The following is a 22,206-nucleotide window of genomic DNA, read 5'->3' as shown; positions in this document are numbered from 1 at the left end:
AGACACCGGAGGTTGGTCGTGGTCAGTGCCGGCAGCGCACCCGAGCGTCCCGCAGTACGCCCCGAGCGTCCCGCAGTACGGCTGCGCCCGGTGCCGCCGCTCGACCCGCCCTACGCCGACGACATCGCCCCGGCGCACTGGCTCGCCCCCGGTGCCCGCCAGCTCCCGCTGGACCTGACCGGGGCGATGCAGCGCCCGCACGGCCGCGCCGGCAACCGGCCCGGCGGCAGCAGTCGCCCCAGCCCGTCGCGGCCACCCGCGCCCGGCCCTCCACCCGCGCCGTACACCGGGGCGAGCGCCGAGGCGACCCGTGCGGCCCAGCGCTACGTCGCCACCTGCCTGGAGATCATCAACGGCTTCCGGCCGGTCACCCAGATCCGCCCGCTCACCCGTCCGGCCGACACCCGGCTCATCACCGCCCGCCTCGACGCCGCGGCCGGCCGGTTCCGGCCCGTCGGGCGCCGGACCACCCGCGCCCAGCTACGGGTACGCCGGGTGCGGGTCTGTGAGCCCCGCCCCGGCGCCGTCGAGATCGCCGCGGTGCTGGCCCACAGCACCAACGGCAACAGCCTCGCTCTGGCCCTGCGACTGGAACGGCACGCCGGCACCTGGGTCGGCACGGTCCTGCAACTGCTCTGACCGGCCGGACAGCTCCGAGTGGCCGGGCTGCTCCGACCAGCCGGGCGGCTCCGACCGGCCCGGTCCACGCCCGCCGAGCGGAAACAGGGGCACAAAGCAGCGGTCCCGGCCGGAGAGGACTCCTGCCGGGACCGCGCTGTCAGTCGACTGTCAGTCGTTGTTCGCCGCGCCGTGGCAGCGCTTGTACTTGCGGCCCGAACCGCAGGGGCACGGGGCGTTGCGGGACGGACCGCCCCCGCCGACCACCTGGCCGGGCGCGGCGGCCCGACGGGCCTGCGGCGGGGTCGGGCCACCGAGCCCGAGCGCGGGCGCCTGCTCCTCGGCCCGCTCCACCGCGACGGCACCGCTGCCCGCGGCCCCGTCGATCACCGGCGCCGAGTACTGCAGGCCCTGCGGCTGAGCCGGACGCGACAGCCCCTTGGCCCGGACCTCGACCGGCTGCTCCAGCAGCTTCGGCGTCTCCGCCTCGGCCTCCGCGGGCTGCTGCTCCTCCACCTGGACGTCCAGGTTGAACAGGAAGCCGACCGTCTCCTCCTTGATGCCGTCCATCATGGTGGCGAACATGTCGAAGCCCTCGCGCTGGTACTCCACAACCGGGTCGCGCTGGGCGTACGACCGCAGGTTGATGCCCTCCTTGAGGTAATCCATCTCGTAGAGGTGCTCGCGCCACTTGCGGTCGATGACCTGCAGCAGCACCATGCGCTCCAACTGCCGCATCGCCTCGCTGCCCAGCTCCTCCTCGCGGTTGCGCAGCGCCGTCTGGGCGTCCTCGCGCAGCCGGGCGAGCAGGAAGTCGGCGTCGATTCCGCCCCGCTCGCCACCGACCTCCTCGATCAGCTCCTCGATGGTGAAGCCGACCGGGTAGAGCTGCTTGAGGCTGCCCCAGAGCTGGTCCAGATCCCAGTCGTCGGCGTAGCCCTCCGCCGTGGCGCCCGTGACGTACGCCGAGACGACGTCGTCGATCATGTTCTGGACCTGGTCGGAGAGGTCCTCGCCGTTGAGCACCCGCAGCCGCTCGGCGTAGACGACCTTGCGCTGCTTGTCGAGGACCTCGTCGTACTTGAGGACGTTCTTGCGGACCTCGGCGTTCTGGCCCTCGATCTGCGCCTGGGCGTTCTTGATCTGGCGGGTGACCATCTTCGACTCGATGGGCACGTCCTCCGGGATGTTGAAGCGCTCCATCACCGCCTCGACCGCGCCGGCACGGAAGCGCTTCATCAGCTCGTCCTGCAACGACAGGTAGAAGCGCGACTCACCCGGGTCACCCTGCCGGCCGGAACGGCCCCGCAGCTGGTTGTCGATACGCCGGGACTCGTGCCGCTCGGTGCCGAGGACGTAGAGCCCGCCGGCCTCGGCGACCTCCTCCGCCTCCACGTCGCAGGCCTGCTTCCACTTGGGCAGGATCTCTTCGAGCGCCTTGGCGTACTCCTCCGGCTGCTCCTCCGGGCTCAGACCGCGCTGGTGCAGCTCGTTGGCGGCGAGGTACTCGGGGTTGCCGCCGAGCAGGATGTCGGTGCCACGACCGGCCATGTTGGTGGCGACGGTGACCGCGCCCTTACGGCCGGCCTGGGCGACGATCTCGGCTTCCCGGGCGTGGAACTTGGCGTTCAGCACCGCGTGCGGGATCCCCCGGCGCCGCAGCATCTGGGACAGGACCTCGGAGTTCTCCACCGAGACCGTGCCGACCAGGACCGGCTGACCGATCTGGTGCCGCTCGACGATGTCCTCGACGACCGCGTTGAACTTCGCCCGCTCGGTCTTGTAGATCACGTCCGGGCGGTCCATCCGGACCATGTCCCGGTACGTCGGGATCGAGACCACACCGACGTTGTAGACCTTGTTGAACTCGCCCGCCTCGGTCTGGGCGGTACCGGTCATGCCGGAGAGCTTCTCGTAGAGGCGGAAGTAGTTCTGCAGGGTGATCGAGGCGAGCGTCTGGTTCTCCTGCTTGATCGCCACGCCCTCCTTGGCCTCGATGGCCTGGTGCATGCCCTCGTTGTACCGCCGGCCGTGCAGGATGCGGCCGGTGAACTCGTCGACGATCAGGACCTCACCGTCGTTGACGATGTAGTCCTTGTCGAGCTTGAACAGCTCCTTGGCCTTGATGGCGTTGTTCAGGTAGCCGACCAGCGGGGTGTTCACCGACTCGTAGAGGTTGTCGATGCCGAGCCGGTCCTCGACCTTGGCGACGCCGCGCTCGGTGACCGCGATGGTCCGCTTGGCGTAGTCGACCTCGTAGTCGCCCTCGCCGTCCTTGCCGGGCTGCATCCGGTCGACCAGCTTGGCGAACTCGCCGTACCAGCGGGCGGAGTGCTCGGCCGGGCCCGAGATGATCAGCGGCGTACGGGCCTCGTCGATGAGGATCGAGTCGACCTCGTCGACGATGGCGAAGTGGTGACCGCGCTGGACCAGCTCCTCCTTCGACCACGCCATGTTGTCGCGCAGGTAGTCGAAGCCGAACTCGTTGTTCGTGCCGTAGGTGATGTCGCACTCGTACGCCGCGCGGTGCTCCGAGGCGGGCCGGTTCGGCAGGATCACACCGACGGTCAGCCCGAGGAACTCGTGCACCCGGCCCATCCAGGCCGCGTCACGCTCGGCGAGGTAGTCGTTGACGGTCACCACGTGCACGCCCTTGCCGGCGAGCGCGTTGAGGTAGGCCGGCAGCACCGAGGTCAGGGTCTTGCCCTCACCGGTCTTCATCTCGGCGATGTTGCCGAAGTGAAGGGCCGCCCCGCCCATGATCTGCACGTCGTAGTGGCGCTGCCCGAGCACCCGGCCGGCCGCCTCCCGGACGGTGGCGAACGCCTCCGGCAGGAGGTCGTCGAGGGTCTCGCCGTCGGCGATCCGCTCCCGGTACTGCTCCGTGAGGGCCCGAAGTTCAGCGTCGCTGAGATCGACGTAGTCGTCCTCCAGCGAATTGACGGCGGCGGCGATCGCCTTGAGCCGACGCACCATACGGCCTTCGCCGGCGCGAAGGACCTTTTCCAGAATCGACACGGATCAACGCTCCCCTAGGACAGTCTGCATTCCATCGTATGCGCTGCCCCCGGCCGGGCGTCAGTGGTGGCGGCAGGCGAAGTCGCCGAAAGCGACATATGGAACGAGCGGAGCGGCCTGTACGGAAAACCCGGTTACGCTCTGGGCGAACGATCCAGAAGGATGGCGGCATGGAATCCACTGAACTCGCCGCCGGCGACCTGCTGCTGCGCCCCTGGCGGCCCGAGGACGCCGCAGCCGTGCACCGGGCCTGCCAGGACCCGGACATCCAGCGCTGGACCCGCGTGCCGCGCCCGTACCGGATCTCCGACGCCGAGCAGTTCGTCGGCCGGTACGCGCCGGCGGCATGGACGGCCGGCACCGGCGCCCCGTTCGCGGTCTGCGACGCCGCCACGGGCGAGCTGCTCGGCTCCTGCGGCCTGATCGACATCGCGACGGCCGTCGGCAGCGCGGACATCGGCTACTGGACCGCCCCCTGGGCGCGTGGCCGCGCAGTGGCCGTGCACGCGGTCCGGGCGGTCGCCCGCTGGGCTTTCACCGACCTCGGGCTGCGCCGCCTGGTCTGGCTGGCCGAGATCGGCAACCACGCATCCCGCCTGGTGGCACTGCGGGCGGGTTTCCGCATCGAGGGCAAGCTCCGGCTCGCCGAGCGGCATCCCGAGGGCTTCGACGAGGGCTGGGTGGGGACGCTCCTCCCCGCCGACCTGGCCGCTGCCGACGCCGCCGCAGACAGCGACGCACCGTTTGCGGGACCGGCCGCGCCCGGCACCCTGGTTGCCCGGCGCGCAGCGGTCTTCGGCCGGCCGCAGCCGACGCTCTTCGCCGCCACCGGCGCCGGTGAGCTGCGGCTGCGCCCGATGGAGGAACGCGACCTCGACGCGATCGTCATCGCCTGCCGGGATGCGACAACCCTGCGCTGGACCACGCTGCCCAAGCCCTACGGGCGCAGCGACGCCGAAGGTTTCCTCCGCTACGGACGGGCGGCCTGGGCCGAGGGGAGGGCCGCCTGCTTCGTCATCGCCGACCCCGACGACGCGTACGCCGGAACGATCGACCTGCGGCTGAGCCCGGCCGATCCGCTCAACGCCGACGTCGGCTTCATGACCGCCCCGCACGCCCGCGGTCGCGGCTACCAGCCGGCCGCGTTGGCCGCGCTGGCCGCCTGGGGCTTCACCGGCCTCGGACTGGCCCGGGTGGAGTGGGCGGCCAACGTCGGCAACACCGCCTCCCGGCGCGTCGCCGAGAAGGCCGGCTTCGTCTTCGAGGGGACCCGCCGCGCCGCTCTCACCCACCGGGGCGACCGGATCGACGTCTGGGTCGCCGCGCTGACCGCGGCGGATCTGGCAGCACGGCGGAACGGATGATCGGCCACGGCCGGCGCGTACGCCGAGCCGCGGAGCGCCGCACGGGCACGAAAGCGCCGGCCGGCGCGAAGGCCGGCCGGCGCGGGGCGGAGGCTCAGACGTCCAGCGAGATGATGCCGTAGTCGTAGGCGCGACGCCGGTAGACGACGCTCGGCCGACCCGATTCCTTGTCCTGGAACAGGTAGAAGTCGTGTCCGACGAGCTCCATCTGGAACAGCGCGTCCTCGACGGTCATCGGTTCGGCGGCGTGCACCTTCTCCCGGGCGATGTGCCACGGCTGGTCGTCGTCGATGCCGTCGTACTCGGGCTCGGCCGTCGTCGTCGCACCGGGACCGGGAGCGGCGAAGAGGGGCACGTCGGCCGGGGCCACCGGGAGGTCGGCGGTGGCGGCGGCCACCGAGACGGGCGTACGGCGTCCGCGGCTGACCCGGCGGCGCTCGGCGGTCCGGCGCAGCCTGCTCTCCAGCTTGGTGGCGGCGGCGTCGAGGGCGCTGTAGAAGTCGGCGGTGCAGGCTTCGGAACGCACCGCGGGGCCGCGGGAGATGCAGGTGATCTCCACTCGCTGGCACTGCTCGGACTGACGGGGGTTGCGCTCGTGGGTGAGCACGACCTCGATCCGGATGATCTTCTCGTCGTACCGCTCGACCTTCGCCAGCTTCTCGGCGACGTGAACCCGGTAGTGATCCGGGATTTCGACGTTGCGGCCCTTGACCACGATTTCCATAGTGACCTCCTTGATCGGGGGGCCCTGCACAGTCTCGATCCGGCCGGCCGATCGCTGCGACACCCGCTGGGCGTCGGCCGGGATGCTACGGCTGCGCCTCCTTTCAGGTGCCGGGGGTAGGGAGCGAAACCCGCTACCCCGGTCACCAGAACGCTAACGCCATTTCGCCCCGCCGTCACCCGTTGTTCCGTTACAGCTCTGTGATTTACCCCCTCTTCCCGCGAACGGGTGATTCGACGATCACTGTCTGTGATATGTCCGCCGTTCGGTGGCGGCCAGCACGGCCGCCCCGCACACCGTCACGCCCGCCGCCGCGAGCCGCCGGTTCACCGCCGCCAGGGTGCCCCCGGTGGTGACGATGTCGTCCAGCAGCACCACCGACCGGCCGGCCGCCCTGGCGGGGAGCCGGCGCAGCCGGACCGGCCGCGGCCCGAACGCCGCGAGTGCCGCGGCGGCCCGCTGCGCGCTGTCCAGAGTCGTCGAGTCCGGCCGGGGCAGCGCCCGCAGCGGCTGCGCCAACACGACCGACCAGCCGCTGCGGCGCAACCGGGCACCGGCGTGACCGGCCAGCCGACGCAGATGGTCACCGTGGCGCTGCCGCGCCGCCCGCGCCGTCGACGGCACCGGAATCAGCAGCACCGAACGCGACGGGCCCACCGCCCGGGCCACCGCCACCGCCAGCAGCTCACCCAGCGGGCGTGCCAGCGCGTGCCGGCCCCGCTCCTTGTAGGAGAGGATCGCCTCCCGCAGCACCCCGGCGTACGGCCCCAGCGCCACACAGGGCGGCATGCCCGCCGGGGCCGGGCTCGGGCGGACCTGGGCCGGTCGCAGCGACTGCAGTCCGACGGCGCAGGGCCGGCAGAACCCGGAATTCAGCCGCACCCCGTCGGCCCGGCAGCCCGCACAGGCGGTGGGCAGGACCAGATCGCTCAGCTCCGCCCAGACCATCGCGCGCCGATCAGTACCGGTAGAAGGGGGCGGTCGGGTTGTTCGGCGCGTCCAGCCCGGTCGGCGCCGTCACCCCCGCCACGTCCTCGATCTGGATCGGGGCGAAGACTCCCGGCAGCCCCGCCCAGGCGACACCGTTGGTCTCGTACATCACCCGGCCGGTGCCGGCGGGCAAAAGCGGATTGGTCGGGTACGCGGCGAGGTGGCTGACCGGGGTCTCACCGACCGCGTCCTTCACCGAGGTCTCCGTCCCGCCGTCCACGCTGATCTCGTTGATCACCGAGCGGCCGGCCGAGCCGGCCACGATCAGCGAGTTCTCCTGACTCCAGTCGACCGCCGTGACGCGCCCGAGCCGGCTCGGGACGCGCCGCGCCGGGCCGGCGATAACCGTCTCCCCGTCCACCGCCAGCGCCGCCAGGTAGAGGGCGCCATCGACGACGAACGCGAGCCGGTGACCGTCGAGAGAGGCCGACGCGGCCGTCACCCGGCCGGAGACGGTCAGGTCGACCTGGGTCATCCTGCCGCCGGCGCCGAAGCTGTAGAGGCCTGGGCCTGCCACCACCAGCCCCACCGGCTGCTGGCCCGCCGATTTCAACCACACCGGACGGCTCATGGCCCGGAACACCGGCCCCACCGCGGTCACCTTCTCGACCAGCGGCGTGCCCGTGCCCACGAAGAGCTGCTGTCCGTCGGGGGTGGCCCGGACCAGCGCGACCAGCGCGCGCGGCCCCGAGGTCCCGAACCCGGCCGAGGCAACATCCCGGTTGACCTCCGAGGTCATCGGGACCGTCGGCACCGCGCCGGGCTCCATCCCGAGCGTCGAGGGCAGCGGGTACACGGATCCGTCGTAGATGCAGAACCGGTCCGGGCCGGTGACCTGGTAGATCGCGTTGCCGGCCCGGTGGTCCTTGACGTTGACCACCTTCTTGGACTGATTCCGGATCTTGATCTCCAGCTCCCCGCTGGACGGCGGCAACGACCACGCGAGCTGGGTGGCGAGCCGGTCCAGCCGGGCCTGGTCGTCGAACTTCGTCGACAGGTTGATCTCCAGACGGCCGCCGGTCTCCGGCACCGTGCCGATCAGCTCGGTGCCGTCCGGCAGCCGCGCCGCCGCCACCGTCAGCCACTCCGCCGGGCCGGCCACCAGCCACTTGACCACCTCGGTCGCGCGCCGCTCCCGCGCCACCACCACCGGCAGGTAACGCTGGTCGGGCACCAGGGCCGACTGCTGGGTGTTCCAGAAATAGATCGTGTGCGGCTGGTAGTAGTCGCGCAGCGCGACATCGCTGAGCAGCAGCACCTTCGGCGCGTCGAGCAGGAAGAGACCCGGCTCGTCCACATCCACGTCGCTCACCCTGCCCAGCCGGAAGACGTACCGGCTCTCGGTGGCCGTCGCGGGCGAGAGCACGCCGGTGGAGCGCAGCACCCCGATCTGCTGTACCCGGACGGCGACCCGGATGGTGCCGTCGTCGTTGGTGGTCGCCGTCGGCGGCTCCAGCAGCCGTACGACGTTGATGGCGACCTCGCTGCCCTGCTTCTCCTGGAGCTGATCCCGGTTGGCCGGGACGATGAACTGTTTGACCCGCTGGTACGCCAGGTCGGTCTCCCCAGCGGCAGCCGCGAGATAGTTGTGGACGAAGGTCTCCGGGTCGGTCCCGGCACTGCGCCGGTCCGGCGGCTCCTCGGCCCGGCCGGCGCCGGAATCGGCCTCCACCGAAGGCCCAGGGCCGTCCACCTGCACGTCCGTCTCGCTCGGGATGCCACAGCCGGCGACCGGCAGCAGCCCCGCCAGCAGCGCGGCGAGCAGCACTCGCAGGGCGCGGTTCACGGGGCCACCGCCTTCGGATCGGTCGCCGTCGGCGACTCGGTCAGCGCGGCCGGCTCGCCGGCGCGCTGGCCGGCGAAGGGCGGCGCCGCGTCGGCCGGCACCAGCCGCAGCGGCGAGGCGGTGAGCCGGTCCCCCGCACGTGCCGGCAGGGTCAGCCGGAACTGCGCACCCTGCCCCGGCGCGCCCCACGCCTCCAGCCAGCCGCCGTGCAGCCGAGCGTCCTCCACACTGATGGAGAGCCCCAGTCCGCTGCCACCGGTCTGCCGGGCCCGCGAGGGGTCGGCGCGCCAGAACCGGTTGAATACCAGCTTCTCCTCCCCTGGCTTGAGCCCGACACCGTGGTCGCGCACGGTCACCGCGACCGCCTTGTCCGCGCACGCCAGGCGGACCTGGACCGGCCGGCCCTCACCGTGCTCGACAGCGTTGCCGACGAGGTTGCGCAGGATGCGCTCCACCCGCCGGGGGTCCACCTCCGCGATCACCGGCCCGTCCGGGATCTCCACCTCCAACGAGGTGCCGATCCGCTCCGCCAGCGCCGTCAGCCGCTGCACCACCCGGTTCACCACCGGCACCAGATCCGTCGGCTCGGCGTCGAGCATCGCGAAGCCGGCATCGAACCGGCTGATCTCCAGCAGGTCGGTGAGCAACTCCTCGAAACGGTCCAGCTCGGCCTGGAGCAGCTCGGCGCTGCGGGCCACCGCCGGATCGAACTCGTCGCGCTCGGCGAAGATGAGGTCCGCCGCCATCCGCACCGTGGTCAACGGGGTACGCAGCTCGTGCGAGACGTCGGAGGTGAAGCGCCGTTGCAGCCGGGACATCTCCTCCAGCCGCAGGATCTGTCGCTGGAGGTTTGTCGCCATCTGGTTGAAAGAGGCACCCAGCAGCGCGAGGTCGTCCTCGCCGCTGACCGCCATGCGCTGATCCAGCAGGCCGGCGGAGAGGCGCTGCGCGGTGCGCGCGGCCACCCGCACCGGCCGGACGACCAGCCGGGTGACCAGGGCGGCGAGCAGGCCGAGCAGCAGCACCAGCGCCACGCCCATCGCCAGCACCGCCGACCGGGCCTCGGAGGCGGTCACGTCCTGGCGGCTCAGTGGCACGAAGTAGTAGAGCTCCAGCTGCCCCATCCGGGTCGGCACGGGCGAGCCGTAGACGAGGTACTTGGCCCGGCCGTTGCCCAGATCGCCGCTGCGGATCTGACTCGCCACGTTGCCGCCGCTGACGCTCTCCCGCAGCTGCGGGGTGAGCAGCAGGTCGACGTTGACGTTCGGCGAGGCGCGCGACTCGATCACCCCGCCCGAACGGTCGGCCCGCAGCTGCACCACCACTCCGCTGATCTGCTGCGGATCGCCGCCGGCGAGGTAGTCGACGGTGCCGACCATGGTGTCCTGCAGCCCGGCCTCCAGCGGCCGGCTGTAGACGGCCATCTGCTTGGCGGTGTAGTCCCGGCCGCTCTCCAGCCGCTGCCGCACGTCGGTGCGGGCGTTCTCCTGAAGGATGTTGGTGATCTTTGTCGCCACCAGGTAGGAGAATCCGCCGACGAGCAGGCTGGAGGCGACCAGGGTGATCGTGACGATGCGGACCTGCAACGACCGCCGCCAGGTCTGGTGCCCCGCGGCGAGGAGCGTGAGGCAGCGGCCCAGCATCCTGCGCCCGAGCTCCCGCATCCCGTCAGGGAGGCGGCCCGGCAGCTTGTCGGATTCGGAAACATCGGTGCTGGCCACAGTGCCAACAGGCTAGCCGGTACCGGCCTTGTAACCCACGCCACGCACGGTCAGGATGATTTCCGGCCGCTCCGGATCCGGCTCGATCTTGGCGCGCAACCGCTGGACGTGCACGTTCACCAGTCGCGTGTCGGCGGCGTGCCGGTAGCCCCAGACCTGCTCGAGCAGCACCTCCCGGCTGAAGACCTGACGCGGTTTACGCGCCAGCGCGACCAGCAGGTCGAACTCCAGCGGGGTCAGCTTCACCTCGGCGCCGTTGCGGCTGACCGTATGCGCCGGCACGTCGATGGTGATCTGGTTGCCCGGCGGCCCGATGGCAAGCATCTCCGGGGCGACGTCGTCGCCGCGGCGCAACCGGGCGCGCATCCGCGCCACCAGCTCCTTGGGCTTGAAGGGCTTGACGACGTAGTCGTCGGCCCCGGACTCCAGCCCGAGCACCACGTCGACGGTGTCGCTCTTGGCGGTCAGCATGACGATCGGCACCCCCGACTCGGCCCGGACCGCCCGGGCGACGTCGATACCGCTCATCCCGGGGAGCATCAGGTCCAGCAGGATGATGTCGGGCCGGATGTCACGAAATGCGGCCAGCGCGCGCTCGCCATCGGCGACGAAGGAGGGCTGGAAGCCCTCGCTGCGCAACACGATGCCGAGCATTTCGGCCAGCGCGGGGTCGTCGTCGACCACCAGTACCCGGGCTCTCATGGCACCAATATTTCATCCCGGCCGACATTCATGGCAATGGTGTCACCCCGGATCTGACGCCGCGGCGCTCACAAGGTCTCCGAAACCCTGCTCTACCAGGCAGAACCGGGCATGGCGCGACACGCGAAAGCGGGCCGGCCCGTCGTCCGGGCCGGCCCGCTTTCGCGCGCATCTGTCAGTAGCGGTAGTGGTCCGTCTTGAACGGTCCCTCCACCGGCACGCCGAGGTACGCGGCCTGCTCATCGGTCAGGGTGGTGAGCTTGGCGCCCAGGGCGTCCAGGTGCAGCCGGGCGACCTTCTCGTCCAGGTGCTTGGGGAGCACGTAGACGCCGACCGGGTACTCCTCGGTCTTGGTGAAGAGCTCGATCTGGGCGATGGTCTGGTTGGCGAACGAGTTCGACATCACGAAGCTCGGGTGCCCGGTCGCGTTGCCGAGGTTCAGCAGCCGGCCCTCGGAGAGCACGATGATCGAGTGGCCGTCGTCGAACTTCCAGACGTCGACCTGCGGCTTGATGTTGACCCGCTGCACGTCGGAGCGCTTGGCCAGCCCGGCCATGTCGATCTCGTTGTCGAAGTGGCCGATGTTGCCGACGATCGCCTGGTGCTTCATCCGCGCCATGTGCTCGTTGGTGATGACGTCGAAGCAGCCGGTGGCGGTGACGAAGATGTCGGCGGTGGAGACGACGTCGTCGAGGGTGGCGACCTGGTAGCCGTCCATCGCCGCCTGCAGCGCGCAGATCGGGTCGACCTCGGTGACGATCACCCGCGCGCCCTGGCCGCGCAGCGACTCGGCGCAGCCCTTGCCGACGTCGCCGTAGCCGAGCACGACCGCGGTCTTGCCGCCGATGAGCACGTCGGTCGCCCGGTTGATGCCGTCGATCAGCGAGTGGCGGCAGCCGTACTTGTTGTCGAACTTGCTCTTGGTGACCGAGTCGTTGACGTTGATCACCGGGAAGAGCAGCTTGCCCTCACGCTGCATCTCGTAGAGGCGGTGCACGCCGGTGGTGGTCTCCTCGGTGACGCCGCGGATGGCGGAGGCGATCCGGGTCCACCGCTGGCCGTCCTCGGCCAGCGAACGCTGCAGCACGCCGAGGATCACGGCGTACTCCTCGGAGGCGGCGGTCTCCACCGCGGGGACGGCGCCGGCCTTCTCGAACTCCACGCCCTTGTGCACCAGCAGGGTGGCGTCACCGCCGTCGTCGAGGATCATGTTCGGGCCCTGGCCGTCGGGCCAGTCGAGCACCTGCTCGGTGCACCACCAGTACTCCTCGAGGCTCTCGCCCTTCCAGGCGTAGACCGGGACACCGGCCGGGGCCTCCGGGGTGCCCTCCGGGCCGACGACAATCGCCGCGGCCGCATGGTCCTGGGTGGAGAAGATGTTGCAGGACGCCCAGCGCACCTGCGCGCCGAGCGCGGTCAGCGTCTCGATGAGCACGGCGGTCTGGATGGTCATGTGCAGCGAGCCGGTGATCCGGGCGCCGGCCAGCGGCTGGCTCTCGGCGAACTCCCGGCGGATCGACATCAGGCCCGGCATTTCGTGCTCGGCGAGCTGGATCTCCTTGCGCCCGAACTCGGCGAGCGACAGATCCGCCACCTTGAAGTCGCCTTCGGCAAGCGTCCGCGGCCGAGTGCCGCCGGTCGCGCCGATGGAGGTGGGGAGGGTGCTGGTCATGAATGCTCCTGTCGTACGGCTGCTCGCAGACCTCCCACCTTACGCGTCGGGGAGACCCGGGGCTTTCCTACCGCAGTCCGGCGGTGCCGACGAAGGCCTCACCGGCACCGCGGATGGTCAACGCCGCCCCTGCCGCCGGCCCGAGGGCTGCCTCACCCGCGCTCAGCGTGACCGTCTCGAGCCCGTCGTCGACGGTGAGGTGCCCGGCATGGCAGAGCAGCACCCGCGGTCCCGGCGTGTCGATCGTGACCGGCGGCGCGCCCGGCGCCAACGACACGCCGTGCAGGGCGAAGTCCTCGATCGGGGCGGGCCAGCGCACCAGGCCCGGCGCCAGTGGCTCCGCCCGCAGCACAGGATCGTGCAGAACCTCGAAGCGGAGCACGTTCAGCAGCTCCGGGACATCGACCCGCTTCGGCGTCAGGCCGCCGCGCAGCACGTTGTCGCTGGCGGCGAGGATCTCGACACCCGCGCCGCGCAGATAGGCGTGCAGGTTGCCGGCCGGCATCCAGATCGCCTCGCCCGGGGCGAGGGTCACGTGGTTGAGCAGCAACGCCACCAGCACGCCCGGATCGCCCGGGTAGCGCTCGGCCAGGTCGCCCACCAGCTTCGACGACGCCCCCAGCTCCGCGGCCACGGCGGCCTCGACCAGCGCCGTGCGCTCGTCCTCGGGCCAGGTGAGCAGCGTTCGCACGACACCGGCCAGGCCCGCCGGCCCCTGCCGCAGCGCCGCGACCACCGGCGCGAGGGCCGGCAGGTCGACGGCGGCGAAGAGCTCGGCGGCGACCACCGGGTCCTGGAAGCCGCAGAGCGCGTCCATCGGTGTCAGCGCCACCAGCAACTCGGGCTTGTGGTGCGGGTCGACATAGTTGCGCGCTGCCGGCGCCGTTGCGGCTGCCTGCTCGCGGGCGTACCCGGCACGGGCCTGCTCGGCGTCGGGGTGGGCCTGCAGCGAGAGTGGCGCGTCGGCCGCCAGCACCTTGAGCAGGAACGGCAACCGGGTTCCGAAGCGGTCGAGCACCGGCCGGCCCAGCCAGTGCTCCGGATCGGCGGCGAGCAGTTCGGGCAGCGGGACGCCGGAGCCGAGCACCGTGGCCGGGGCGCCGCAGTGGTCGCCCAGCCACAGCTCCGCCTCCGGCCCGGGACTCGGCACCGGCCGCCCCTGCAGCTGCGCGATCACCTGGCGTGAACCCCACGCGTAGTCGCGGATCTGCCCCCGTAGCAGCTTCACGTCAGCTCCTGTTCGGTTCCGCCGTCTCGCCGGCGGTGCCCGGCGCCGCGACGCCGGGCGCCCCGGCCGCGGTCTCCGCGGCCGCCCCGGTGCCCGCCGCGGCGGCGCGTTCACTGAAGATGTCCGGCTCCAGGTAGACGACCCGGGCGACCGGTACGGCCTGGCGGATCCGTGCTTCCACGACGTTGATGCTGCGTGCCACGAGCTGCGCCGACTCCTCCGCCGGCACACCGATCTTGGCAGCCACCATCAGCTCGTCCGGGCCGAGGTAGAGGGTCTTCATGTGGATGATCCGCTCGACCTCCGGACCGCCGGTGATCGCTTCCTCGATACGGGCCAGGTCGGACGCTTCGGCCCCTTCACCCAGCAGCAGGCTCTTGGTCTCGATCGCCAGGACGACGGCGATGACCACCAGCAGCACCCCGATGCAGCCGGTGCCGATGGCATCCCAGATCCCGTCGCCGGTGATCAGGGTCATGCTGACCCCGCCGAGCGCCAGCACCAGGCCGACCAGAGCGCCGAGGTCTTCGAGCAGGACGACGGGCAGCTCCGGGGCCTTGGCGCGGCGGACGAACTCGACCCAGGACGACTTGCCCCGGACCAGGTTCGCCTCCTTGACCGCCACGCTGAAGGAGCGGCTCTCCAGCGCGATGGCGATCAGCAGGACGGTGACCGGCACCCACTGCCAGCTCGTGATCCCACCCCCCTCGTGCCACTTGTGGTACGCCTCGTAGAGCGCGAAGAGGCCACCGACGCTGAAGAGCACGATGGAGACGATGAAGGCGTAGACGTACCGCTCCCGGCCGTAGCCGAAGGGGTGGCTGAGGTCGGCCTTGCGCTTGGCCCGGCGTCCGCCGAGCAGCAGCAGCGCCTGATTCCCCGAGTCGGCGACCGAGTGGATCGACTCGGCGAGCATCGACGACGACGAGGTCAGGAAGAACGCGACGAACTTGGTGACGGCGATGCCGAGGTTGGCGAACAGTGCGGCGACGACGGCCTTGGTGCCGCCACTGGCGCTCACGCCGCAGCTCCGGCACCAGCCGCGGCGTGGCGGACCGGCACGCCGCCGCAGGTCAGTACGGTCACGGGTTCGACAGCTCCTTCATTTCGCTGATGGCGGGAACCGCCATCGGGTCCAGACCATGGGCCAGACCAAGATAGATGGAGGCGAAATCGGGTACCGCGACCAGGGACGCCAACCGCTCCAGGGCGGAACCGCCCTCGGCGGTCACCACGTCACAGCGCACCCCGCGACGTTCGGCGAGGGTCTGCACGGCGTCGGCACGACGCTCCTCGACCACCAGCGGCTCGTCGGCGTCCTCCTCCGGGTTGAGCCCACCGTCGCGCAGGATCACCAGTCGCAGCCGGCTCTGCCCGTCGGGGGTCTCGTTCTCGTCGGGGTCGGCGAAGATGTCGCGGCCGGCCTCGGCGAGGCCGCCGAAGACACCGTCGAGCAGCCCGACCCGGCCGCGGCCGGCCTCGCCGAGCGCCCCGGCGATCACCGGGTAGCGGGCGTTGGCCGCCAGGGTGTCGGCGAAGCGGCGGGCCGCCACCGTCGCCAGCGGGGACGAGCCCCAGACGACCGGGATCGACCCGGCGATGCCCAGCGCGAGGGACTTCGCGGGGTTGACGAAGGACTCGGCGTCCGGGCGGCACCGCTCGGCGTCGGCGTCCAGGCGGGTCGCCGTCTCTGCCAGGTCCGCCTCGTTGACCTTGACCAGTCCGAGGGCGCGCGCGGCGAGCAGCACCGGCACGGTGAGGCCCCAGAGGCTGGCGCGGGCCGGGGCCCGGCGCGGCACCGGGATGAAGGGGGCGCGGGCGCGCTCGGCGACCGCCTGCAGCAGGGAGTCCGGCGCGCCGACGGCGACGAGCCGGGCACCGCGGCGGGCGGCTGCCTCGGCGGCGCCGAGCGCCTCCGGGCTGCGTCCCGAGGCGCTGACCGCGATGACCACGTCGGCGGCGCCGACCCAGCCGGGCACACCGGCGCTGCGGTGCGCGATCACGGGCACCGGGCAGCGCGGCCCGGCCACCGTCGCCAGCACGTCACCGGTACGCGCCGCGGTGCCGATCCCGGCGATGACGACCGCCCGGGGGCGCCCGTCGTCGGAGAGCGCGGTGAGGTCCGCCTCGGCGGTCAGGGCCGTGGACTCGCGTACCTGGGCACCGGCCGAGGCGGTGAAGCGCAGCATCCCACCCGGGTCCTGCAGAGCCAGGGCCTGCGGGTTGTCGAGCAGCTCCTCGTCGGCGTGCCGGTGTCCGCTGACACCGGAGGCACCGGGCATCATCGCGGCTGGGCGCGGTCCTCGCGCGCCTCGTCGAGCAGCAGCACCGGCACGCCGTCGCGGACCTCGAAGATCCGGCCGCACTCGGTGCAGGTCAGGGTCTCCGCGTCGGCGTCGTAGTCCAGCGGGGCGTGGTGGGTGTCCGGGCAGGCGAGAATCTCGAGCAACTGCGGGTCCAGGGCCACGGTGCGGCTCCTTCCACGGGTGCGGGTGCCGGAACCGAGTGGCGACCGGCCCAGGGATCTTAGCGACGAACGAGGGCAAGCACCTCGTCGCGGAGCGACGTCATCCGATCCGCCGTCGGCGCCTCCACGTTGAGGCGCAGCAGCGGTTCGGTGTTGGAGGGGCGCAGGTTGGCCCAGGCACCGTCGGCGAAGTACAGCGTAAGCCCGTCCAGCTCGTCGCAGGTGGCGTCGGGATAGGCCGCCCGCACCTCGGCGAGCTTGGTCTGCTGGTCGGCGACGGTCGAGTTGATCTCGCCGGAGGCGGCGTAGCGCTCGTACGCGGCGGCGAACTCCGACAGCGGCCGCTCCTGCTCGCCGAGGGCGGCCAGCAGGTGCATCGCCGCGAGCATGCCGGTGTCGGCGAACCAGAAGTCACGGAAGTAGTAGTGCGCGGAGTGCTCACCGCCGAAGATCGCGTTGCGGCGCGCCATCTCGGCCTTGATGAAGGAGTGCCCGACCCGGGTACGCACCGGCTCGCCGCCGTGCTCGCGGACGATCTCCGGCACCGCGCTGGAGGTGATCAGGTTGTGGATGATCGCCGAGCCGGGCGCCTTGGCGAGTTCCCGCACGGCCACCAGCGCGGTGATCGCCGAGGGCGAGACGGCCGCGCCGCGCTCGTCGATCACGAAACACCGGTCGGCGTCGCCGTCGAAGGCGAGCCCGAGGTCCGCGCCGTGCTCGACGACGGCGCGCTGAAGATCGACCAGGTTCGCCGGGTCGAGCGGGTTCGCCTCGTGGTTGGGGAAGGTCCCGTCGAGCTCGAAGTAGAGCGGCACGATCGTCAACGGCAGCGCCTCGTGCACGGCGTCGCCGAGGACCGTCGGCACGGTGTAGCCACCCATGCCGTTGCCGGCGTCCACGACCACCTTCAGCGGGCGGATCTTGCGCAGGTCGACCAGGGTCCGCAGATGGGCGGCGTACTCGGAGAGCAGGTCCCGCCGCTGCACGGCGACGTCGGCGGGCGCGGGCTCGCCGGCGTCCAGCAGCGCCTGCGCCCGGTCGCGGATCTCGGCCAGGCCGGTCGACTGCCCGATCGGCCGGGCACCGGGGTAGCACATCTTGATGCCGTTGTACTGCGCCGGATTGTGGCTGGCGGTGAACATCGCCCCGGGCAGGTCGAGGACACCGGAGGCGAAGTAGAGCATGTCGGTGGAGCCGAGGCCCGCGTCGACGACCTCGAGCCCTTCCGCGGCGACACCGGCGGCGAAGGCCCGCGCCAGCCCGGGCGAGGTGGCCCGCATGTCGTGGGCAATGACCACCGCGTCGCGGCGCTCCGGGGAGGCGTTCAGCAGCTGCGCGAAGGCGCGTCCCAGCGCCACCGCGGTGCGCTCGTCCCACTGCTGAGGAACCGTCCCCCGAATGTCGTACGCCTTGACGATCTGGGACAGCTCAGACACCGATCTCGCTCCTTCGGCCGTACGTGGTCAACGCACCTGAGCGTATCGGAGGCGGGGCGGGGAGCCCGGCCCAAGGCGCAGCCCGGTACGAAGCGGCAGTCTGCGACGGGTGCGGCGGTGGTGGCGAGCGGTGGCGGGTCAGCGCCCCGGCGGGATCACCCGGAGATGGCCGCGGCGGCCGGCCTGCTGACCGCGGTGGGGGTCGGGCAGGTCGTCGGCGGGCGGCCGGGGCGCGGGGCGGGCCGCTTCGCGGACGGCCTCGGCGAGGGCGACCAGGTCGTCGGTGGTCGGCGGCGGCGGGTCGAAGGCCCCCTCGTGCCGGACCACCTCCCAGCCGCGCGGGGCGGTGAGGCTGCGGGCGTGCGGCTCGCAGAGGTCGTAGGTGTGCGGCTCGGCGAATGCCGCCAGCGGCCCGACCACCGCCGTCGACTCGTTGTAGACGTAGGTGAGCGTGGCGACCGCTTGACGGGGACAGCCGTTTCGGGAGCAGCGCCGGGTTGACCTCACCGCGGCAGGGTATCCCCAATACCGGGTTCGCCGCACCGGTTGGGTACGCGACACGCCCGTTGTCGTTGATCACAATCAGGTGCCCGGAGCGTCGGTGGCCGGCATAACCGCAGGCCGCCTGTGGGCGGGATACCCTGTGCCCCATGACGAGTCCGCAACCGCGCCGGCCGGTGAACCGGCGGCAGACCCGGCGCGACCGGCACGGGCGTGGGCTGCGCGGACGGCTGGTGCCGGCGACGGTGCCGATGGCCCGTACCAAGGCGGAGGTCTTCGACGACCTGGTCCTGGACACGGTCGAGGCGCTGGAGCGCCGCTTCGCCAAGGAGCTGGCCGGGGTGGAGTTCGCGGTGGAGGACGTGCCGCCGGAGCTGAACGTCTACGACTCCGACGTGCTCGAGGACGGCGAGGTGCCGCTGGCGCGGCTGCTGCCCGGGCAGCCGGGACGCAACGAGTTGCCGCCGCGGATCGTGCTCTACCGGCGCCCGCTGGAGTTCCGGGCGATGGACCGGGATGATCTGGCCGACCTGGTTCACGACGTCATCGTCGAGCAGGTCGCGAATCTGCTGGGGATCGACCCCGACGAGCTGGCCTGAACCGGACGGCCCCTCCCGGCCGTCCGGTCCGGCGACCACTCAGGCGACGACCCGCCGCTTCAACTTGCGCCGTTCCCGCTCGGAGAGCCCGCCCCAGATCCCGAACCGTTCGTCGTGTCCGAGGGCGTATTCCAGGCACTCGACCTTGACCTCGCAGCGGGAGCAGATCCGCTTCGCCTCCCGGGTCGAGCCACCCTTCTCCGGGAAGAACGCCTCCGGGTCGGTCTGGGAGCAGAGGGCCTGCTCCTGCCACTCCGGTGCGTTCCCGAGCAGGTCGGCCACCTCAAGTCGGCCGTCCATCCAATGCCTCCTTCTCGCGCACCGGCGAAATGCCGCTGCAACCCCCCACGCGAAGGCGCGCCTTGTCCGTCCCGTGGCAATTCATTGCGCTCCGTGCGAACAGTCCAATTGAAATTACACGTGTGTAATACGTGCACCGTCAACCCGAACCCGTCGCACGAAGGCACCCGGTCGGGTGCCTGCGGGCGGTTCAGCCGAACCGCCCGGCCTCGCAACCTGCCCTACCGATTCAGACCCCGTCCGAGTAACGCTCCCTCGGCGAGTTGCCCCGGAAACCCGGCGTGGCGTCCCTGGAAACCCCGGTGAGCAGCCCACCGACCCGTACGCGACGACACGCCGGACCGCGCCCGCCAAGATCACTTCCGGACAAGGCTAGCCCGGCCCGGCGTACTACGCCCGGCGCCGTGAACAACCCGTGAATTGGTTCTGAAGTGGACCGAGGGGGTCCAACAGACAGATATCAGACCGATTGCGGCACGGCCGCCGAGCCGTAAGCGGTGTTGCGTTTCCGGGCCGGTCGTCCGGCCAGGGCCGCGATCTGCCGCAACTGCTCCTCGGAACGCGCCGAACCGTTGTCCGACCCGGCCATCCGGGAAATCGTCTCCTCCATCAACGTGCCGCCCAGGTCGTTGGCGCCGCCGTTGAGCATCGCCACCGTGCCCTCGTCGCCGAGCTTCACCCAGGAGCACTGGATGTTCGGGATCCGGCCGTGCAGCAGCAGCCGGGCCATCGCGTGCACCGCCCGGTTCTCCCGCCAGGTCGGCCCCGGCCGGGCGATACCCGCCAGATAGATCGGGGCGTTGGTGTGCACGAAGGGCAGCGCCACGAACTCGGTGAAGCCGCCGGTACGGTCCTGCACGCCGGCCAGCACCCGGAAATGGGCAAGCCACTGGCCAGGGTGGTCGACGTGGCCGTACATCATGGTGCAGCTGCTGCGGATGCCCAGCTCGTGCGCGGTGCTCACCACGTCCACCCAGGCCGCCGCCGGCAGCTTGCCCTTGGTCAGCACCCAGCGCACGTCGTCGTCGAGGATCTCCGCGGCCGTACCGGGGATGGTGTCCAGCCCGGCCTCCCGCATCTCGGTCAGCCACTCCCGCACCGGCACGCCGGCCTTCGCCGCCGCGGTGACGATCTCCATTGGCGAGAAGGCGTGCACGTGCATCTGCGGCACCCGCCGCTTCACCGCCCGGACCAGCTCCGCGTACGTCGTCCCCGGCAGTTTCGGGTCGATCCCGCCCTGCATGCAGACCTCGGTCGCGCCGACCCGCCACGCCTCCTCGGCCCGGTCGGCGACCTGCTCCACCGAGAGCCGGTACGCGTCAGCGTCGCTCTCACGCTGCGCGAAGGCGCAGAAGCGGCAGCCGACGTAGCAGACGTTACTGAAGTTGATGTTGCGGTTGACCACGTAGGTTACGTCGTCGCCGACGGTGTCCCGGCGGACGTCGTCGGCGAGGCGGCAGAGCTGCTCCAGCGCCGGACCGTCGGCGTTGAACAGCGCCAGGGCCGCGTCGGCGTTGGCCGGGGCCAGCAGCGCGGCCGGGTCGTCGGCGGCGAGCCGCAGCCCGGCCCGCAGGTCGGCGTCCCCGCTGCCGGCGGTGGCGGTCTCCCCGCTGCCGGCGGTGGCGGTCTCCCCGGTGGCGGGCGCCGGGATCGAGGCGGCGGGGGCGCTCACCCGGGCCGCGACCTCGGCCCAGTCGCCGTAGACGCTGTCGAAGTCGCCCCGCCGGTCGCCGGTGCGCCCGTCGGTGTCGATGGTGGCGTGCAGGTCGGTCCGTCCACCCGGCACGAAGCTCTCCTCCGGCTCCTGCCACGGCATCCCGGCCGGCCGTGCCGACTCGACCGCCAGGCCGGTGGCCGGGTCCGCCAGGGCCCGCACGTGCGCGCCGAGGCGCGGGTCCAGCCAGCCCTCGCCGCGCCGGACGTACTCGGGGTAGATCGTCAGCCGCTCGCGCAGCGTGAAGCCGGCGGCGGCGCTGTGCCGGGCCAGCTCCTCGATGGCGGGCCAGGGGCGTTCCGGGTTGACGTGGTCGGGGGTCAGCGGGGAGACCCCGCCCCAGTCGTCGATGCCGGCGCGCAGCAGCAGCGCGAACTCGCCGGCGATGAGGTTCGGCGGGGCCTGCAGACGCACCTTCGGCCCGAGCAGGATCCGCGCCACCGCCACGGTCGCCGCCAGATCGTGCAGCTCGGCGTCGGGCATGCCGCGCATCGCGGTGTCCGGCTTGGCCCGGAAGTTCTGCACGATGACTTCCTGGATGTGGCCGTACTCGCGGTGCGAACGGCGGATCTCGAAGATCGCGTCGATCCGTTCGGAGTGGGTCTCGCCGATGCCGATCAGGATGCCGGTGGTGAACGGCACCCCGACCCGGCCGGCGTCGGCCAGCACCCGCAGCCGGACCGCCGGCTCCTTGTCCGGGGAGCCGTAGTGCGGACCGCCCGGCTCGGACCAGAGCCGGGTGGCGGTGGTCTCCAGCATCATTCCCATGCTCGGCGCCACCGGCTTGAGCCGCTGCAGCTCCGACCAGTCCAGCACCCCGGGGTTGAGGTGCGGCAGCAGGCCGGTCTCCTCCAGCACGGCGATCGCCACCGACCGCAGGTAGGAGACGGTCGAGTCGTAGCCCCGCTCGTCGAGCCACTGCCGCACCGCCGGCCAGCGCTCCTCGGGCCGGTCGCCGAGGGTGAAGAGTGCCTCCTTGCAGCCCTGGGCCGCACCGGCGCGGGCGATGGCGAGCACCTCGTCGCGATCCAGGTACGCCGCCGGCAGCTTGTGCGGCACGGTGACGAATGTGCAGTAGTGGCAGCGGTCCCGGCAGAGCCGGGTGAGCGGGATGAAGACCTTCTTGGAGAAGGTGACGACGCCGGGACGGCCCGCCTCGCGCAGCCCCGCGTCGCGCACGCCGCCGGCGATCCGCAGCAGCTCCTCCAGCGCCGGGCCGCGCGCGCTCAGCAGGGCCGTCGCCTCGTCGGCGTCGAGCGGCCTGCCCTCGGCGGCACGCTTGCACGCCCGCCGGATGCTCGCCTCGGTCGGTGCGGTCTCCGTACGCTCAACCATTGCAGCAGCGTAAGCGCTCAGCCGCGATTGA

General features: G+C 71.8%; 18 protein-coding genes. 3 read left to right on the top strand and 15 right to left on the bottom strand.

Going from position 1 to position 22,206, the window contains the following annotated elements; all coding sequences use genetic code 11:
* The first annotated feature begins 18 nt into the window (after nt 1–18).
* A complete protein-coding gene (locus ACK8GG_RS04560; protein WP_440348077.1) occupies nt 19–639 on the top strand; it encodes an Rv3235 family protein in 621 nt (206 codons plus the stop codon).
* 150 nt (nt 640–789) lie between these two features.
* On the opposite strand, the gene secA is transcribed toward ACK8GG_RS04560, so the two are convergent.
* Nucleotides 790–3,636 carry a preprotein translocase subunit SecA gene (gene secA / locus ACK8GG_RS04555; protein ID WP_440348078.1) on the bottom strand — a complete coding sequence of 949 codons (2,847 nt, stop codon included), beginning with the start codon at nt 3,634–3,636 and terminating at the stop codon, nt 790–792.
* A gap of 170 nt (nt 3,637–3,806) precedes the next feature.
* Here secA and ACK8GG_RS04550 point away from each other — a divergent pair, with 170 nt between their 5' ends.
* A complete protein-coding gene (locus tag ACK8GG_RS04550) occupies nt 3,807–5,000 on the top strand; it encodes a GNAT family N-acetyltransferase (protein WP_440355602.1) in 1,194 nt (397 codons plus the stop codon).
* Between the two features lie 94 nt (nt 5,001–5,094).
* Here the strand turns inward: ACK8GG_RS04550 and hpf are convergent, their stop codons facing one another.
* The 12 genes from hpf to ACK8GG_RS04490 all read right to left on the bottom strand — a co-directional run bounded on the left by hpf (nt 5,095) and on the right by ACK8GG_RS04490 (nt 18,233).
* The gene (hpf, locus tag ACK8GG_RS04545) at nt 5,095–5,724 is read right to left on the bottom strand and encodes a ribosome hibernation-promoting factor, HPF/YfiA family (protein ID WP_440348080.1); all 630 of its coding nucleotides are present in this window, start codon (nt 5,722–5,724) and stop codon (nt 5,095–5,097) included.
* 240 nt (nt 5,725–5,964) lie between these two features.
* Nucleotides 5,965–6,672, bottom strand: coding sequence for a ComF family protein (locus tag ACK8GG_RS04540; RefSeq protein WP_440353982.1), 708 nt, complete (start codon nt 6,670–6,672; stop codon nt 5,965–5,967).
* Between the two features lie 10 nt (nt 6,673–6,682).
* Nucleotides 6,683–8,500: an LpqB family beta-propeller domain-containing protein gene (locus ACK8GG_RS04535; protein WP_440353983.1), complete on the bottom strand. Its 1,818-nt coding sequence runs from the start codon at nt 8,498–8,500 to the stop codon at nt 6,683–6,685.
* Nucleotides 8,497–10,143, bottom strand: a complete 1,647-nt coding sequence (mtrB, locus tag ACK8GG_RS04530; RefSeq protein WP_440355684.1) for an MtrAB system histidine kinase MtrB — start codon at nt 10,141–10,143, stop codon at nt 8,497–8,499. Before mtrB ends, ACK8GG_RS04535 begins: the two co-directional genes overlap by 4 nt.
* Before the next feature lie 90 nt (nt 10,144–10,233).
* Nucleotides 10,234–10,923: an MtrAB system response regulator MtrA gene (mtrA, locus tag ACK8GG_RS04525; protein WP_440348083.1), complete on the bottom strand. Its 690-nt coding sequence runs from the start codon at nt 10,921–10,923 to the stop codon at nt 10,234–10,236.
* 175 nt (nt 10,924–11,098) lie between these two features.
* Nucleotides 11,099–12,595, bottom strand: coding sequence for an adenosylhomocysteinase (gene ahcY / locus ACK8GG_RS04520; protein ID WP_440353984.1), 1,497 nt, complete (start codon nt 12,593–12,595; stop codon nt 11,099–11,101).
* A 67-nt stretch (nt 12,596–12,662) separates the two neighbouring features.
* A complete protein-coding gene (manA, locus tag ACK8GG_RS04515) occupies nt 12,663–13,823 on the bottom strand; it encodes a mannose-6-phosphate isomerase, class I (protein ID WP_440353985.1) in 1,161 nt (386 codons plus the stop codon).
* Nucleotide 13,824: 1 nt separating this feature from the next.
* Nucleotides 13,825–14,844, bottom strand: coding sequence for a cation diffusion facilitator family transporter (locus tag ACK8GG_RS04510; protein ID WP_440348086.1), 1,020 nt, complete (start codon nt 14,842–14,844; stop codon nt 13,825–13,827).
* Between the two features lie 61 nt (nt 14,845–14,905).
* A complete protein-coding gene (locus ACK8GG_RS04505; protein WP_440348087.1) occupies nt 14,906–16,108 on the bottom strand; it encodes an SIS domain-containing protein in 1,203 nt (400 codons plus the stop codon).
* Nucleotides 16,105–16,290 (bottom strand): Trm112 family protein, encoded by a 186-nt coding sequence (locus ACK8GG_RS04500; RefSeq protein ID WP_440348088.1) that lies wholly within the window; start codon nt 16,288–16,290, stop codon nt 16,105–16,107. The genes ACK8GG_RS04505 and ACK8GG_RS04500 overlap by 4 nt, the downstream gene beginning before the upstream one ends.
* A gap of 59 nt (nt 16,291–16,349) precedes the next feature.
* Nucleotides 16,350–17,726: a phosphomannomutase/phosphoglucomutase gene (locus ACK8GG_RS04495; RefSeq protein ID WP_440353986.1), complete on the bottom strand. Its 1,377-nt coding sequence runs from the start codon at nt 17,724–17,726 to the stop codon at nt 16,350–16,352.
* 138 nt (nt 17,727–17,864) lie between these two features.
* Nucleotides 17,865–18,233 carry a DUF3499 domain-containing protein gene (locus ACK8GG_RS04490; protein WP_440348090.1) on the bottom strand — a complete coding sequence of 123 codons (369 nt, stop codon included), beginning with the start codon at nt 18,231–18,233 and terminating at the stop codon, nt 17,865–17,867.
* Nucleotides 18,234–18,376: 143 nt separating this feature from the next.
* Here ACK8GG_RS04490 and ACK8GG_RS04485 point away from each other — a divergent pair, with 143 nt between their 5' ends.
* Nucleotides 18,377–18,826, top strand: a complete 450-nt coding sequence (locus ACK8GG_RS04485; RefSeq protein ID WP_440348091.1) for a metallopeptidase family protein — start codon at nt 18,377–18,379, stop codon at nt 18,824–18,826.
* Nucleotides 18,827–18,865: 39 nt separating this feature from the next.
* Here ACK8GG_RS04485 and ACK8GG_RS04480 read toward each other — a convergent pair whose 3' ends face one another.
* Complete coding sequence (locus ACK8GG_RS04480) at nt 18,866–19,126, bottom strand: WhiB family transcriptional regulator (protein ID WP_440348092.1); 261 nt, start codon at nt 19,124–19,126, stop codon at nt 18,866–18,868.
* Nucleotides 19,127–19,586: 460 nt separating this feature from the next.
* The gene (locus tag ACK8GG_RS04475) at nt 19,587–22,175 is read right to left on the bottom strand and encodes a bifunctional FO biosynthesis protein CofGH (RefSeq protein WP_440355601.1); all 2,589 of its coding nucleotides are present in this window, start codon (nt 22,173–22,175) and stop codon (nt 19,587–19,589) included.
* Nucleotides 22,176–22,206 lie beyond the last annotated feature (31 nt).

This window comes from Melissospora conviva, assembly GCF_049523535.1.
Lineage (GTDB): Bacteria > Actinomycetota > Actinomycetes > Mycobacteriales > Micromonosporaceae > Melissospora > Melissospora conviva.
Note: the sequence above shows the minus strand (reverse complement) of the source record. Positions and strands in the feature narration are given on the sequence as shown.